This is a genomic window from Amycolatopsis sp. NPDC059235 (assembly GCF_042754125.1).
GTDB lineage: Bacteria > Actinomycetota > Actinomycetes > Mycobacteriales > Pseudonocardiaceae > Amycolatopsis > Amycolatopsis albidoflava.
Map to the genome: position 1 here is coordinate 15,959 of NZ_JBHZAG010000031.1, position 14,598 is coordinate 30,556.

The following is a 14,598-nucleotide window of genomic DNA, read 5'->3' on the forward strand; positions in this document are numbered from 1 at the left end:
ACAGCCCGAAACCGCGACAAGAGGTTCTCCAGATGTCTGACGAAGCCAGGACCGACGAAACCAAGCTGGTCGACTACCTGAAGCGGGTCACCGCCAACCTGCAGGAGACGCGGGCGCGGCTGCGCGCGGTCGAGGCCGCCGAATCCGAGCCGATCGCGATCGTCGCGATGGGCTGCCGCTACCCGGGCGGAGTCCGGTCCGCCGACGACCTGTGGGAGCTGGTCGCCAACGGCCGAGACGCGATCGGGGAGTTCCCGTCCGACCGCGGCTGGGCGCTGGACCGGTTGTTCGACGCCGACCCGGACAGCCCCGGCACGAGCTACGTCTCCGAAGGCGGGTTCGTCCACGACGCGGGCCAGTTCGACGCGCCGTTCTTCGGCATCTCGCCGCGCGAGGCGCTGGCGATGGATCCGCAGCAGCGGATCGTGCTGGAGCTGGCGTGGGAAACCTTCGAGCGGGCCGGCATCGCCCCGCACTCGCTGGCAAAACAGCAGGTCGGCGTGTTCGTCGGCAGCGGCGGGCAGGACTACTACGACGAGCTGCCGCCGTCCGTGCTCGCGGGCGAGGTCGAGGACTACCTGAGCACCGGCAACGCCGGTTCGGTCATCTCCGGCCGGATCGCCTACGCGCTCGGGCTGGAAGGCCCGGCCGTCACGATCGACTCCGCTTGCTCGTCTTCGCTGGTCGCGCTGCACTTGGCGGTCCAGTCGCTGCGCCAGCGGGACTGCTCGCTCGCGCTGGCGGGCGGCGTGATGATCATGTCGCGCCCCGGACCGTTCCTCGCGTTCAGCCGTCAGCGCGGCCTTGCGGCGGACGGTCGGTGCAAGGCGTTCTCCGACAGCGCGGACGGCACCGGTTGGGCCGAGGGCGCGGGAACCCTGTTGCTGGAACGGCTTTCCGACGCCCAGCGCAACGGACACCCGGTGCTCGCGGTCGTCCGAGGTTCGGCGGTGAACTCCGACGGCGCGTCCAACGGCCTCACCGCGCCGAACGGTCCTTCGCAGCAGCGGGTGATCCGGCAGGCGCTCGCCAACGCCCGGCTGTCGGCGTCCGATGTGGACGCTGTCGAGGGCCACGGCACCGGCACCACGCTGGGCGATCCCATTGAGGCGCAAGCCTTGCTGGCTACTTACGGCCAGGACCGTACCGAGCCGCTGTGGCTCGGGTCGATCAAGTCGAACATCGGTCACGCACAGGCGGCGGCGGGTGTCAGCGGCGTGATCAAGATGGTGCAGGCGATGCGGCACGGTCTGCTGCCTCGCACGCTGCACGTCACTGAACCGTCCACAGAGGTCGATTGGACCTCCGGCGCGGTCGAGCTGCTGCGCACCGAGCGTCCGTGGGCGACTGGGGAACGCCCACGTCGCGCGGGTGTTTCGTCGTTCGGCGTGAGCGGTACGAACGCGCACATCATCCTGGAGGAAGCGCCTGCGGTGGAGGCCGCCGCGCCGGTTGCGCCGAGCTGGCCGGAGGGCGTCGCGGTTCCGCTGCCGCTGGCTGGCCACGGGAGTGCGGCGCTGCGGGCTCAGGCCGCGCAGTTGGCGTCGTTCGAGGTGACCCCGCTTGACCTGGGCTTTTCGCTCGCCACGTCGCGGTCGCCGCTGTCGCACCGCGCGGTCGTGCTGGCCGAGAATCCGAAGCAGGCCATCGCCGCGCTCGCGGACGGCGTCACCACTCCGGAGGTCGTCACCGGCACGCAGGTGGAAGGACTGACCGCGTTCCTGTTCTCCGGCCAAGGTGCGCAGCGGACCGGGATGGGGGCCGCGCTGGCCGCTGCGTTCCCGGTCTTCAGCGCGGCGCTGGACGAGGTCTGCGCCGAACTGGACCAGCACCTCGACCGTCCACTCAAGACAGTCCTGTTCGAGAAACCGCGACTGATCAATCAAACCGGCTACACCCAGCCCGCGCTGTTCGCGATCGAGGTGGCGCTGTTCCGGTTGCTCGCGTCGTGGGGGATCAAGCCGGACTTCCTGCTCGGCCACTCGATCGGCGAACTCGCCGCCGCGCACGTCGCCGGAGTCTTCTCGCTGGCCGACGCCGCCACTCTGGTCGCCGCGCGGGCTCGGTTGATGCAGGCCCTCCCGTCCGGCGGTTCGATGGTGGCTCTGCAGGCGACCGAGGACGAGGTCACGCCGCATCTGACTGACGAGGTCAGCATCGCCGCGATCAACGGCCCGGACTCCGTCGTGCTTTCCGGCACCGAGGACGCCGTCGCAGCCGTGGTGGCTATGTTCGACGGGCGGAAGTCTTCGAAGCTCAAGGTGTCGCACGCGTTCCACTCGCCGCTGATGGAACCGATGCTCGCGGAGTTCGCCACCGTGGCCCGTGGCCTGACCTATCACCAGCCGGAAATCCCGCTGGTCTCCACGGTCGGCCCCGATGTCGACATGTCCACTCCGGACTACTGGGTGCGTCAGGTCCGCGCCGCGGTCCGGTTCCACGACGGCGTCGGAACCCTTGCCGCACAAGGTGTCGGACGCTTCGTCGAGGTCGGTCCGGACGGCGTGCTGTCCGCGCTGGTCCGCCAGACGTCCGACGCGCTCGTGGTCCCGGTGCTCCGCAAGGACCGCGAAGAACCGGCCGCCGCGCTCACCGCGTTGGCTGAGCTGTTCGTCAGCGGTTTGACCCCGGATTGGGCCGCGGTCTTCGCCGACCGTGGTGCTCAGCGCATCGACCTGCCGCCGTATGCGTTCCAGCGCAAGCGGTATTGGCTCGACGCCCGCGCGAACCGTGACGAGGTCACTGCCGCCGGGCTGACGTCCGCCGGGCACCCGTTGCTCGGCGCGGCCGTCGCGCTCGCGGACACCGACGGCGTCGTCCTCACCGGCCGGCTGTCCGTCGAAACGCACCCGTGGCTGGCCGAACACCAGCTCGGCGACGCGGTCACCGTGCCTGGAACCGCGTTCCTGGAGCTGGTCGTCCGCGCCGGAGACCAGGTCGGCTCCGGCCGGATCGAGGAACTGACCCTGGGCAGCCCGCTTGTCCTGCCGGCGCGCGGCGGCATCCAGGTACAGGTCACCGTCGGAGCGGCGGGGGAGCGCGACGTCCGTTCGGTGACTGTCCACTCGCGAACCGAGGACGACGACGCCGATTGGACCCTGCACGCGAGCGGCAGCGTCGCTCCGCAGTCGGCCAGCGGCGGCACTGCGCTGACCGAGTGGCCGCCCGCCGGCGCAGAGTCGGTCGCCATCGACGGTCTGTACGACGACTTCGCCGACACCGGCTTGACGTATGGCCCGCTTTTCCGTTCCCTGCAAGCAGTCTGGCAACGCGACGGTGAGATCTTCGCCGAAGTCGCGTTGCCGGAGGACAGTGACGCTGACCGCTTCGGCCTCCACCCGGCCGCGCTCGACGCGTGCACCCACGCGCTGCGTGTCGCCGGTGGCGGTGACGGCGGTGTCGGCCGGGTTCCGTTCTGCTGGACCGGAGTTGAGCTGCACGCCACCGGTGCGTCCGCGCTGCGCGTGCGGTTCACCCCGACCACAGAGGACGGTTTCACCATCGCCCTCGCCGACCCGACTGGAGCTCCGGTCGCGACGGTCGCCGAGACGGTGTTCCGCGCGTTCGCCGCGCCGGTCGCCGAGCAGGCCGCGCCGCTGTACCGGATCGAATGGCAGCGTTCGGTGGACGTCGAGACCACTGTGGACACTGCCGACGTCCAGATTCTCGAGTGCGTCGGCGAATCCGGCACTGCCGCGGAGACCCACGAACTCACGCACCGTGTGCTGGCCGCGCTTCAGGCTTGGCTGGCCGAGGAACACCCCTCGCAGGCCCGGCTCGTGGTGGTCACGCGCGGTGCGGTCCCGGCCGCCGGAGACGTCACCGACCTCGCCGCCTCTGCGGTCTGGGGCCTGGTCCGCTCCGCGCAGGAGGAGAACCCGGACGCGTTCGTCCTGCTCGACCTCGACGCCGAAACCACGCCGGAATCGGTGTTGCCGCAGGTCCTGGCCTCGGGCGAGGCACAGGCAGCGGTCCGGCTCGGCACCGTCCTCGTGCCCCGGCTGGTCCGCACGACGCCGGAGCTGGAGCGGCCGTACTTCTGCCCGCACGGCACGGTGCTGGTCACCGGCGCGTCCGGCGCGCTGGGCGGAAAGCTCGCCCGGCACCTGGTCGCCGAGCACGGCGTCCGCCGGTTGCTGCTGCTCAGCCGCCGGATCACGCCCGCTCTCGACCAGCTGGCCGCCGAGTTGCGCGAGAGCGAGGTCGACGTCCGGCTGGAGCGCTGCGACGTCGCCGACCGCGCGGCGCTGGCAGGCGTGCTGGCGTCGCTGCCGGAGGAGAACCCGCTCACCGCGGTCGTGCACGCCGCTGGTGTTCTCGACGACGGCGTGGTCACCGCGTTGACCCCAGATCGGGTCGACGCTGTGCTCGCCCCGAAGGTCGACGGCGCGCTGAACCTGCACGAACTCACCCGCGAGATCGCGCTGTCCGCGTTCGTGCTGTTCTCGTCGGTCTCCGGCGTTCTCGGCGCGCCCGGTCAGGGCAGCTACGCCGCGGCCAACGCCTATCTGGACGCCCTCGCGTCGCACCGCGTCGCGCATGGTCTGCCGGGTCTGTCACTGGACTGGGGCCTGTGGGGCGAGGTCGGCGGCATGGGCGGCACGCTCACCGAGGAGGAGGTGCAGCGGCTCGCGGCCAGCGGCATCGTGCCACTGTCCACTGCGGAGGGTCTGGCGATGTTCGACCGCGCCATCGCCGTCCGCAAGCCGACCGCCGTCCCGGCCAAGCTCGACCTGCCGGTGCTGCGCAAACTCGACCGGCTCCCGCGCACGCTGGAGCAGCTGGTCGGCCGCACCACGCGCCGGGTCGCCGCCGCTGCCGAGTCCTCAGTGGACTCGTTTGGCGCACGGCTGTTGGGCCTTCCGGAAGAAGACCGCCGTGACGCGGTGCTGGAACTGGTGCGCAGTCACGCCGCCACGGTGCTCGGTTACCGTGCGGCACACGAGATCGAGCCGTCGGCACAGTTCCAGTCGCTCGGTTTCGACTCGCTGACCGCGATCGAACTCCGCAACGGCCTTACTGCGGCCACCGGCCAGCGGCTGCCCGCGACGCTGATCTTCGACCATCCCACGCCGACCGCCCTCGCCGCGCACCTGCTCGACGAACTGGCGGGAACAGCGGTCGAAATCAAGACTGTGTCCACTAAGGACAACTCGGACGAGCCCATCGCGATCGTCGGCATGGCCTGCCGTCTGCCCGGCGGCGTCACCTCGCCGGAGCAGCTGTGGGAACTCGTCGCCGAGGGCCGCGACGCGATCGGGGTCTTCCCGGCCGACCGCGGCTGGGACATCGACGGCCTGCTCGACCCGACCGGCCGCCGTCCCGGCACCACGTACGTCGCGCGCGGCGGATTCGTCTACGACGCGGGCGATTTCGATCCGACGTTCTTCGGTGTCTCGCCGAAGGAAGCGCCGATGATCGACCCGCAGCAGCGGTTGCTGCTGGAAGCGTCTTGGGAAGCGTTAGAGCGGTCCGGCATCGACCCGGTCTCGCTCAAGTGCAGCCCGACCGGCGTCTACGCGGGTGTCCAGTACCACGACTACGTCGGTGCGAACAGCGCTGGCTCGATCGTCACCGGCCGCGTTTCCTACACCCTCGGCCTCGAAGGCCCGGCCGTGTCCGTCGACACCGCTTGCTCGTCTTCGCTGGTCGCGATGCACATGGCGGCGCAGGCATTGCGCGGCGGCGACTGCTCTCTCGCGCTGGCTGGCGGCGTCACTGTGATGGCCACGCCGGAGACCTTTGTGGAATTTAGCCGTCAGCAGGGCCTCGCCGCCGACGGCCGCTGCAAGGTGTTCTCTGACGACGCCGACGGCACCACCTGGTCCGAAGGTGTTGGCGTGCTGGTGCTGGAGCGCCTTTCCGACGCTCGCGCCAACGGCCACCCGGTGCTGGCGGTCCTCAAGGGCAGCGCGGTGAACCAGGACGGCACGTCCAACGGCCTGACCGCGCCGAACGGTCCTGCGCAGCAGCGGGTGATCCGCGCCGCGCTGGCCGACGCCGGACTGGAACCGTCCGATGTGGACGCCGTCGAAGCACACGGCACTGGCACGAAGCTCGGCGACCCGATCGAAGTCCAGGCGCTGCTGGCCACTTACGGCACCCAGACGTCGGCGGACCGTCCGTTGTGGATCGGTTCGGTGAAGTCGAACATCGGGCACACGCAGGCCGCAGCCGGTGCGGCAGGCGTGATCAAGATGATCGAAGCGATGCGTCACGGAGAACTCCCCGCGACGCTGCACGTGGGCAAGCCGTCCAGCGAGATCGACTGGTCCACGGGCGCGGTGCGAGTGCTCGCCGAGCCGGTGAAGTGGCTGCCGAACGGCCACACCCGCCGCGTCGGCGTCTCGTCCTTCGGCGTGAGCGGCACGAACGCGCACGTGATCCTGGAGGAAGGCGACCGCCGCGAGGTCACCGCCTCGACGGGTCCGGATTACGACGGTCCGGTCGCGTGGCCGGTCTCGGGTCGCGGTGCGGCAGCGTTGCGGGCCAAGGCCGAGCAGCTGATGTCCTATGTGGACGAGGACCCGGAAGGCAGCCTCGCCGACATCGGTCTCTCACTGGCGACCGCACGCAGTGCGTTCGACCGCCGCGCGGTGCTGATCGGCAGCCGTTCGCCGCAGTTCGTGCGCGGTCTGGCGGCCTTGGTGGACGAGGAGGACGCACGCGGCGTCGTCCGCGGCACCGCCACCGGTAGCGGCCGTACCGCGTTCCTGTTCGCCGGCCAGGGTTCGCAGCGGGCGCAGATGGGCTCGCAGCTGGCCGCGCGGTACCCGGCCTTCGCCGAGTCCTACGACGAGGTGTGCGCCGAGCTCGACAAGCACCTCGACCGTCCGCTCCGCGAAGTGATCGAAAGCGGCGACGGCCTCGACGAGACCCGCTGGACCCAACCGGCGCTGTTCGCGCTGGAAGTCGCACTGTTCCGCACGGTCCGATCCTGGGGCGTTAAGCCGGACCTGCTGGCCGGACATTCCATCGGCGAACTTGCCGCCGCACACTGCGCTGGCGTCTTCTCGCTGGCCGATGCCGCGAAGCTCGTGGTTGCCCGTGGCAAGCTGATGCAGGCCCTGCCGACCGGCGGCGCGATGGTCGCGATCGACGGGACTCCCGAAGCGGTTCGCGAAGCTGCTGGGGACACTGTGGACATTGCTGCGGTAAACGGCCCGACAGCAGTCGTCATCTCCGGTGCCGCGGAAGCGGTCGCCGAAGTGGCGGCGAAGTTCGAGCGAACCAAGCAACTCCGCGTCTCGCACGCATTCCACTCGCGACTGATGGACCCGATGCTCGCCGAGTTCCGCACTGTCGCGGAAGGACTGTCCTATTCGGAGCCGAAGACCCCGATCATCTCCACGGTCACCGGCGAGCCTGCCGATGACCTGACCTCGGCGGAGTACTGGGTGAACCAGGTCCGCGAAGGCGTGCAGTTCCGCGACGCCGTCACCCGAGCCGCCGCAGACGGCGTGACCCGGTTCCTGGAACTGGGCCCAGACACGACGCTCACCGCGATGGCCGATGCCTGCCTCGACGAGCGCCCAGACGGTCTCGTGCTCGCTTCACTGCTGCACAAGGAGCAGGACGAAGCCGTCGCCGCGCTGACCGGTGTCGCGCAGCTGCACGTCAGCGGCGTCGACGTCGACTGGTCGGCGATCTACGCCCCGACCGGCGCGCACCCGGTGCCGGTGCCGACGTATCCGTTCCAGCGCCAGCGTTACTGGCTGGAGAGCACGGCCGCCGCACCGGGTCAGGAGGACCACCCGCTGCTCGGCACCGCGACGGAGCTGGCTGGCGCAGAAGGCCTGCTGTTCACCGGACGGCTGTCCGTCGGCACGCACCCGTGGCTGGCTGACCACGTCGTCGGCGGCTCGATCCTGTTCCCCGGCACCGGTTTTGTCGAGATGGCGATCCGCGCCGGTGACGAGGCCGGATGCCCGCGCCTGGACGAGCTGACGCTGGAGTATCCGCTGGTGGTGCCGGAGCGGACCGGCGTGCGCGTCCAGTTCGCGCTCGACGCGGCCGAGAACGGCATTCGCACCTTCACTGTCCACTCGCGACCGGAAGGCGCGGCGGACGGCGTCCCGTGGACCCGTCATGCCACCGGACGCCTCGCGAAGGCAGGGAAGTCGGAGAAGTTCGACCTCTCCGCTTGGCCGCCCGCCGCCGAGCAGGTGCAACTCGAGGGCACCTATGAGGAACTGGCCGCCGACGGTCTCGCGTACGGTCCGGCGTTCCGCGGTCTCGTCGCTGCCTGGAAGGGCGATGGCGAAGCTTTCGCGGAGATCCAGTTGCCCGCCACGGTGTCTGATGTGGACCGTTACGGCATCCATCCGACCGTTCTCGACGCCGCCCTGCACACCATCGGCGTCTCCAGCGCGGTCGGCGACGAACCGGCGCTGCCGTTCGCGTGGGAAGGCGTTCGGCTGCACGCAGTCGGCGCGACGACGCTGCGAGTGCACGTGAAGCAGATCGGCTCGGGCACGGCGGAGCTGAAGATCGCCGATGCCACCGGTGCGCCGGTCGCTTCAGTAGATTCGCTGCTGCTGCGTCCGATGTCGGCACAGCCGCAAGCCGCCGAAACCGGGGGCACGGAGTCGCTGTTCCGCCTCGCGTGGGAGCAGACCGACCTCGACGCGGTCGCCGAGGTCACCGACTGGACCGTGGTCGGCGAGGACCCGTTCGGCCTCACCGATGCCCTCAGCGCCACCGCCACGACCAGCATCGACGACGCTTCCGGCCTGGTCGTGCTGCCCGCCGCCGGCGACGACGTGCACACGGAACTGCACCGGGTCCTCGGCGAGTTGCAGACGTTCCTCGCCCACCCGGAGGGCTCGCTGCTGGTGGTCACCCGCGGCGCGGTCGCGGCCGACGCCGAGGAAAGCCCCGACCCAGTCGGAGCCGCGGTGGCCGGGCTGGTCCGTTCGGCGCAAGCCGAGCACCCGGACCGGATCACCCTGATCGACCTCGGTACCGGAACCCCTAGCGGCCGCACCCTTGCCGCAGTGTCGGCATCGGACGAACCGCAGGTCGCTTTCCGCGCCGGTGCGGTGCTGGTGCCGCGACTGCAACGCGCGGCCGACGCCGCTGCCGCGCCGGTCTGGGACTCCGAAGGCACGGTGCTGATCACCGGCGCGACCGGTGCGCTCGGCGGTTCCGTCGCCCGGCACCTGGTGACCGAACACGGCGTGCAGAACCTCCTGCTGGTCAGCCGTCGCGGTGCGGACGCACCCGGCGCGACCGAACTGCGGGACGAACTCACCGGTCTCGGTGCCGAAGTCACGCTCGCCGCCTGCGACGTGGCAGACCGCGCCGCGGTTTCCGCCCTGCTGGACGGAATCGACCTGCGCGGAGTCGTGCACGCGGCCGGTGTCCTGGACGACGGTGTCCTGACTTCCCTTACCCCGGAACGTCTCGACCACGTCCTGCGCCCGAAGGTCGACGCCGCGGCGACGCTCGACGAGCTGACCCGCGACCGCAACCTGACCGCGTTCGTCCTGTTCTCCTCGGCCGCCGGCGTGCTCGGCGCACCGGGTCAGGGCAGCTACGCCGCGGCCAATGCCTACCTCGACGCCTTGGCGGTCCGCCGCCGACGCGAGGGTCTCGCGGGCTCCTCGCTCGCCTGGGGCCTGTGGGGCGGAGGCATGGGCGCGGCACTGGAGGACGCGGACGCCCACCGCATCGGCGAAACCGGCATCACCGCGCTGTCCACAGAGGACGGTCTGCGACTGCTGGACGCGGCAGCGGGTTCACCCGAACCACTGCTCGTGCCGATCGCGCTGGACACCCGCGTACTGGCGTCCTCCGGCGACGACGACCTCCCGGCCGTCCTGCGCGAACTCGCCGGCACTCGCGGCAGGCGCGCGGCTCAGGACGCCGTGGAGGACACCGAATCGCTGGCGCAGAAACTCGGCGCGCTCCCGCCGGGCAAGCGCGTGCCCACCGTGCTCACCTTGGTGCGCACGCACGCGGCGACGCTGCTCGGGCACGCCGGTCCGGAGGCGGTGGAGGCGGACCGCTCGTTCAACGAGGTCGGCTTCGATTCCTTGTCCGCCACCGGGTTCCGCAACAAGCTCAGCCTCGTCACCGGCCTGAAGCTGCCGGTCAGCCTGATCTTCGACTACCCGACGCCGCGGATCCTCGCCGAGCACCTGGTCACCGAGCTGGCCCCGGCCGAGACCGAGCCGGAACCGTTGTCGGACCAGGGAATCCGGGACGCGCTGTCGGCGATCCCGCTGGAACGGCTCCGTTCGGCGGGCCTGCTCGACGGACTGCTCGAACTGGCGGGCATCCAGATCCCGGAACAGTCCGTCGCCGACGAGGAGCTGGAATCGTCCGCAGTGGACGAGGACACGATCGACGAGCTGGACACCGACGCGTTGATCAGCATGGCGATCGGGGGTGGGGACGACGATTAGCCCACCCCTATCGGGCCCGGCCGGTATTGCCGCTCTCGCGGCCGCTGTGGCCCACTTGATCCCGACAGTTTCCCCGCTTGACCGAACCGAGGAGAGGTAACCCGATGGTCACCGGCTACGCAATCGAAGCACGGGGGCTGCGCAAGTCCTACGGCGATGTCGACGTCCTGGAGAGCGTCGACCTCAGCGTCGAGCGGGGCACGATGTTCGCGCTGCTGGGCCCCAACGGCGCCGGCAAGACCACGACGGTGCGGATCCTCAGCACCCTCCTGGAGGCCGACGGCGGCACCGTGACCGTCAACGGGCACGACGTCGCCAAGCGCACCCGCAAGGTCCGCGAGCAGATCGGCCTCACCGGACAGAACACCGCGGTCGACGAACTGCTCACCGGCCGCGAAAACCTGGAAATGATGGGGCGGCTGTTCCACCTGCCGATCGCGCGGGCGAAGGAGCGGGCCACCGAGCTGCTCGCGCAGTTCGACCTCGAAGAAGCGGCCGGCCGTCCGGTGAAGACCTACTCCGGCGGCATGCGGCGCCGCCTCGACCTCGCGATCAGCCTGATCACGTCGCCGCCGGTCCTGTTCCTCGACGAGCCCACCACGGGCCTCGACCCGCGCAGCCGCTCGGCGATGTGGGACGCGATCCGCAAGCTGCTCGACGGCGGCACCACGGTCCTGCTCACCACGCAGTACCTCGACGAGGCCGACCAGCTCGCCGACCGGATCGCGGTCATCGACAAGGGCCGCGTCGTCGCCGAGGGCACCGCCACCGAGTTGAAGCGCCGCGTCGGCACCGAACGGCTCAAGCTGACCTTCGCGTCGGTCGCCGAGGCGGGCCGCGCGCAGCAGGTCACCGGCGGCGTGCTGCTGGACGAGACGGTCAGCGTCCCGATCGACCACCCCGGCCAGGTGCGCGCGACGCTCAACCGGGTCGCCGACGCCGGGCTCGAGCCCGCCGGGATCGAGCTGTCGGAGCCGACGCTCGACGACGTGTTCCACACCCTCACCTCAACCGCGGGAGCGAAGTGATGACCCAGACCTTGTCCAGGGAAACCGAGGGGGCGCAGATCCCCGCGGCGCCCGAGAGCGCCGGGCTGGCCTCGGTGCTGTCCGACTTCCGCGTGCTGATCGGGCGCAACGTCAAGCACATCACGCGGAACCCGGAGATGCTGCTGCAGGCGGTGTCGCTGCCGATCGTGCTGCTGCTGCTGTTCCGTTTCATGTTCGGGCCCGCGATCAACGTGCCCGGCATGGCCTACGTCGACTACCTGGTGCCCGGTCTGCTGGCCATCAGCATCGGCTTCAACTCGACGACCACGGTCGTCGGCGTCGCCGCGGACCTCACCCAGGGCCTCGTGGAACGCTTCCGCTCGATGCCGATGTTCGGCCCGGCCGTGTTGGTGGGCCACGTCGCCGCCGGGATGCTGCGCAGCCTGGTGTCGTTCGTGATCATGGTGGCGATCGGCTTCGCGATCGGCTTCCGCCCCGGCGGCAGCGCACTGGGCTGGCTCGCCGCGATCGGCCTGCTGATTTTGTTCGCGGCAGGCGTCTTCTGGCTGGCCGTGCTGCTCGGCTCGATCTCGAAGACCGTTGAGGGCGCCGGCGGTCTCGGCATGATCCTCGTGTTCGTGCCGTACGCCTCCAGCGCCCTCGTGCCGACCCAGGCGATGCCCGGCGTGCTGCGGGTGATCGTGGACAACCAGCCGTTCACGGTCCTGATGGACGCTGTCCGCGCGCTGATGAACGGCACCCCCGCCGGCGGTACGGCGTGGCTCGCCCTCGCTTGGTGGGGCGTGATCACCGCCGCGGCCTCGTTCCTCGCGGTGCGCAAGTTCAACCGGCGCACCAAGGGCTGAACCACTTTTCACCGCCGAAGGGCGACCCGCATGCCGCGGGTCGCCCTTCAGGCTTGCCTAGGGGACCCCGATTCCGCTAGATCCGCTTTAGATCGGTCCGGCACTCTCTGTGGAGTAGAGAGGACCACTGCGTGAAGTGAGGTGGCGACATGCCGACCCGGGTGATGGAAAAGCCGGTCGATCCCGTGGCCGCGTGGCTGGCCCCGCTGGCGGACGACCCCGCCGGCGCGGTCGCGTTCCTCTCCGAAGTAACCGACCGCGTATCGAGGTCTCACGGCCCGGGCCGAATCCTGGTCCCCGGCGGCGGCCCAGTAGCCGACGCACTGGCTGGCGAAGGCTACGAAGTCCACCTGGAACCCGGCCCCCGCTTCGACGCGGGATACCTGGGCGCGGACGTGCTTTCCCGCCTGCCAGACCAACGAGACCAGCTCCGCGCCATCGGCCGCTACAGCCGCCTCCTACGCCCTGGCGGCGCCCTGGTGGTGCAGGGCCGCCACCCAGATCCGGCGTGCTGGACCGCAGACTCCCGCGTACGCGCGGTCGACGATGTGCGCCAAATCGTGCACCTGACCGACGCGTCGCTGCCCCTGCGTTATGTCTGGCCCGCGGAACTGGACCTGATGGCCGAGCTGGCAGGCCTGGCCTTGGACAGCCGCTGGGGCGGCTGGTACGGAGAACCAGTCACGTGCGGCGGTTTCGTAGTCTCGGTCTACCGCAGCTGAGGGGTGTCGTGAAGGGCTTCTTGCGGGACACTCGCAAGGAGCCCTTCAAGGCTTTTGCTCCTTGGGGAAACAACCAGCGGCCAGCCGACGACTGAGAATCCATGCAACTCGGACAACGCGGCATGTTTGCCGGCTTCATCGCAGCGATAGCTTTGCTCGTACTGCTCGACGTCGGTCTCGCCACGCATCGCGATGCGAACTGGTGGGCAGCGTGGGGGAGTTGGATCGGCGGCGTCGGCTCGTTCGCCGCCGCGGCAGCGGCGCTCTGGATCGCATATCGAGGCTGGAACAGATCCGACTCAGAGGCTCGAGAGCACGAGGCGGCCAAGTTCGCGATGTGGGTCTTTTCAGACGGAAGCGAGACCCCCGTAGTTGCTTTCGTCAACACGACTGCGTTGCCGGTCTATGACGTCGTGGTCAGGACTCGGATTTTGAACTTCAATATGACGTTCCACCTCGGAACGTGTTCCCCGACGTCCCGGACTGGCCAACTGACGCAACTCGGAGGCGCGATGAAGAACCAGGTGCGGATCGCTGTGCGTAGTCGGATGGGACAGCACAACCTCGCTACGACGAACGAAGAGGAGCTTCAAGAACTGATCCGCGAGGAGAAGGCGACGACACTTGAGGTGATTCGAGAGATCAAGCTGAGCGTCACCTTCCGCCAGCGTCAGCATCTTTGGCGGGCTGAGCACGACGGGACTCTGACGCAGCTCTGACCATCAGCAGTCGTGTGTGCCAATTATCTTTTTTCGCCAGGCAGACCGGCGCTAGCACGAAAACGACCCGGCCCCCGCCGAAGCGGAAGACCGGGCCACCCCCACGACCAAGCTCAAACTGCGTCCGACATCTCCCCGACAAGAATGCTGTGATGCAGCTTCCGCAACGAGCTCCCCGGCTCGATCCCCAACTGCTGCACCAGGTTCTGCCGCGCGGACGCGAACGTCTCCAACGCCTCAGCCCGCCGATTGGACCGAGCCAGCGCGGTCATCAGGTACTCGGTAAACGTCTCCCGAAGCGTGTGCTCCTTCGCAAGCGCCGACAGTTGCCCGACAACCTCACGATGCCGCCCGATGAGCAGCTCGGTCTCCATCAACAGCTCGAGGCACCCAAGCCGGCTCTCCTCAAGCAACGTGGCATACGCCTGCACATCAGGAGAGTCGATGAACCCCCCGAACGCCGCCCCGCGCCACAGCTGAGAAGCCTCCCGCAACACCTTCGCAGCCTGACCGTAGCCACGATCCCAGTGCAACGCGCGCCCCTGCTCGTAAAGCCGGGTGAACCGATCAGCATCAAGCTCATCGATCCCAACGTGCAGCGAATACCCCCGCGGACTGGTCACAACAGGGCTGTCTTCCGCACTCTCACCATTGCCGCGCAACAGTTTCCGCAGCTGCGACACATACACATACAACGCCGCACTCGCCCTCGCGGGCGGATGTTCGCCCCAGATCTCGCCGATCAGATGCTCAGCCGTCACGACCTGGTTGTTCTTGGCCAGCAGCACGGACAGCAAGGTCTCGATCTTGCGGGCCCGCGGGGCGCAGACGCCGGGCCGGCCGCTCACTCTGATCTGTCCGAGAATTTCGTAGTTCAGCATGACTGCCCTCCG

6 protein-coding genes are annotated in these 14,598 nt (G+C 69.5%); 5 read left to right on the forward strand and 1 reads right to left on the reverse strand.

All coding sequences use genetic code 11. The annotated features are described in order from the left end of the window. Nucleotides 1-77: 77 nt before the first annotated feature. The 5 genes from ACFXI3_RS21255 (at nucleotide 78) to ACFXI3_RS21275 (ending at nucleotide 13,705) form a co-directional block, all read left to right on the forward strand. Entirely contained in the window at nucleotides 78-10,409 is a 10,332-nt protein-coding gene (locus ACFXI3_RS21255) for an SDR family NAD(P)-dependent oxidoreductase (protein ID WP_378401576.1), read from the forward strand. A gap of 104 nt (nucleotides 10,410-10,513) precedes the next feature. Further along, nucleotides 10,514-11,437, forward strand: coding sequence for an ATP-binding cassette domain-containing protein (locus ACFXI3_RS21260; RefSeq protein ID WP_378401502.1), 924 nt, complete (start codon nucleotides 10,514-10,516; stop codon nucleotides 11,435-11,437). Continuing rightward, the gene (locus tag ACFXI3_RS21265; protein WP_378401504.1) at nucleotides 11,437-12,264 is read left to right on the forward strand and encodes an ABC transporter permease; all 828 of its coding nucleotides are present in this window, start codon (nucleotides 11,437-11,439) and stop codon (nucleotides 12,262-12,264) included. Before ACFXI3_RS21260 ends, ACFXI3_RS21265 begins: the two co-directional genes overlap by 1 nt. Before the next feature lie 149 nt (nucleotides 12,265-12,413). Then, nucleotides 12,414-12,986 carry a hypothetical protein gene (locus ACFXI3_RS21270; RefSeq protein ID WP_344272136.1) on the forward strand — a complete coding sequence of 191 codons (573 nt, stop codon included), beginning with the start codon at nucleotides 12,414-12,416 and terminating at the stop codon, nucleotides 12,984-12,986. A gap of 101 nt (nucleotides 12,987-13,087) precedes the next feature. Continuing rightward, the gene (locus tag ACFXI3_RS21275; RefSeq protein ID WP_378401506.1) at nucleotides 13,088-13,705 is read left to right on the forward strand and encodes a hypothetical protein; all 618 of its coding nucleotides are present in this window, start codon (nucleotides 13,088-13,090) and stop codon (nucleotides 13,703-13,705) included. Between the two features lie 113 nt (nucleotides 13,706-13,818). On the opposite strand, the gene ACFXI3_RS21280 is transcribed toward ACFXI3_RS21275, so the two are convergent. Continuing rightward, complete coding sequence (locus ACFXI3_RS21280) at nucleotides 13,819-14,586, reverse strand: AfsR/SARP family transcriptional regulator (RefSeq protein WP_344272141.1); 768 nt, start codon at nucleotides 14,584-14,586, stop codon at nucleotides 13,819-13,821. Between the last annotated feature and the right edge of the window lie 12 nt (nucleotides 14,587-14,598).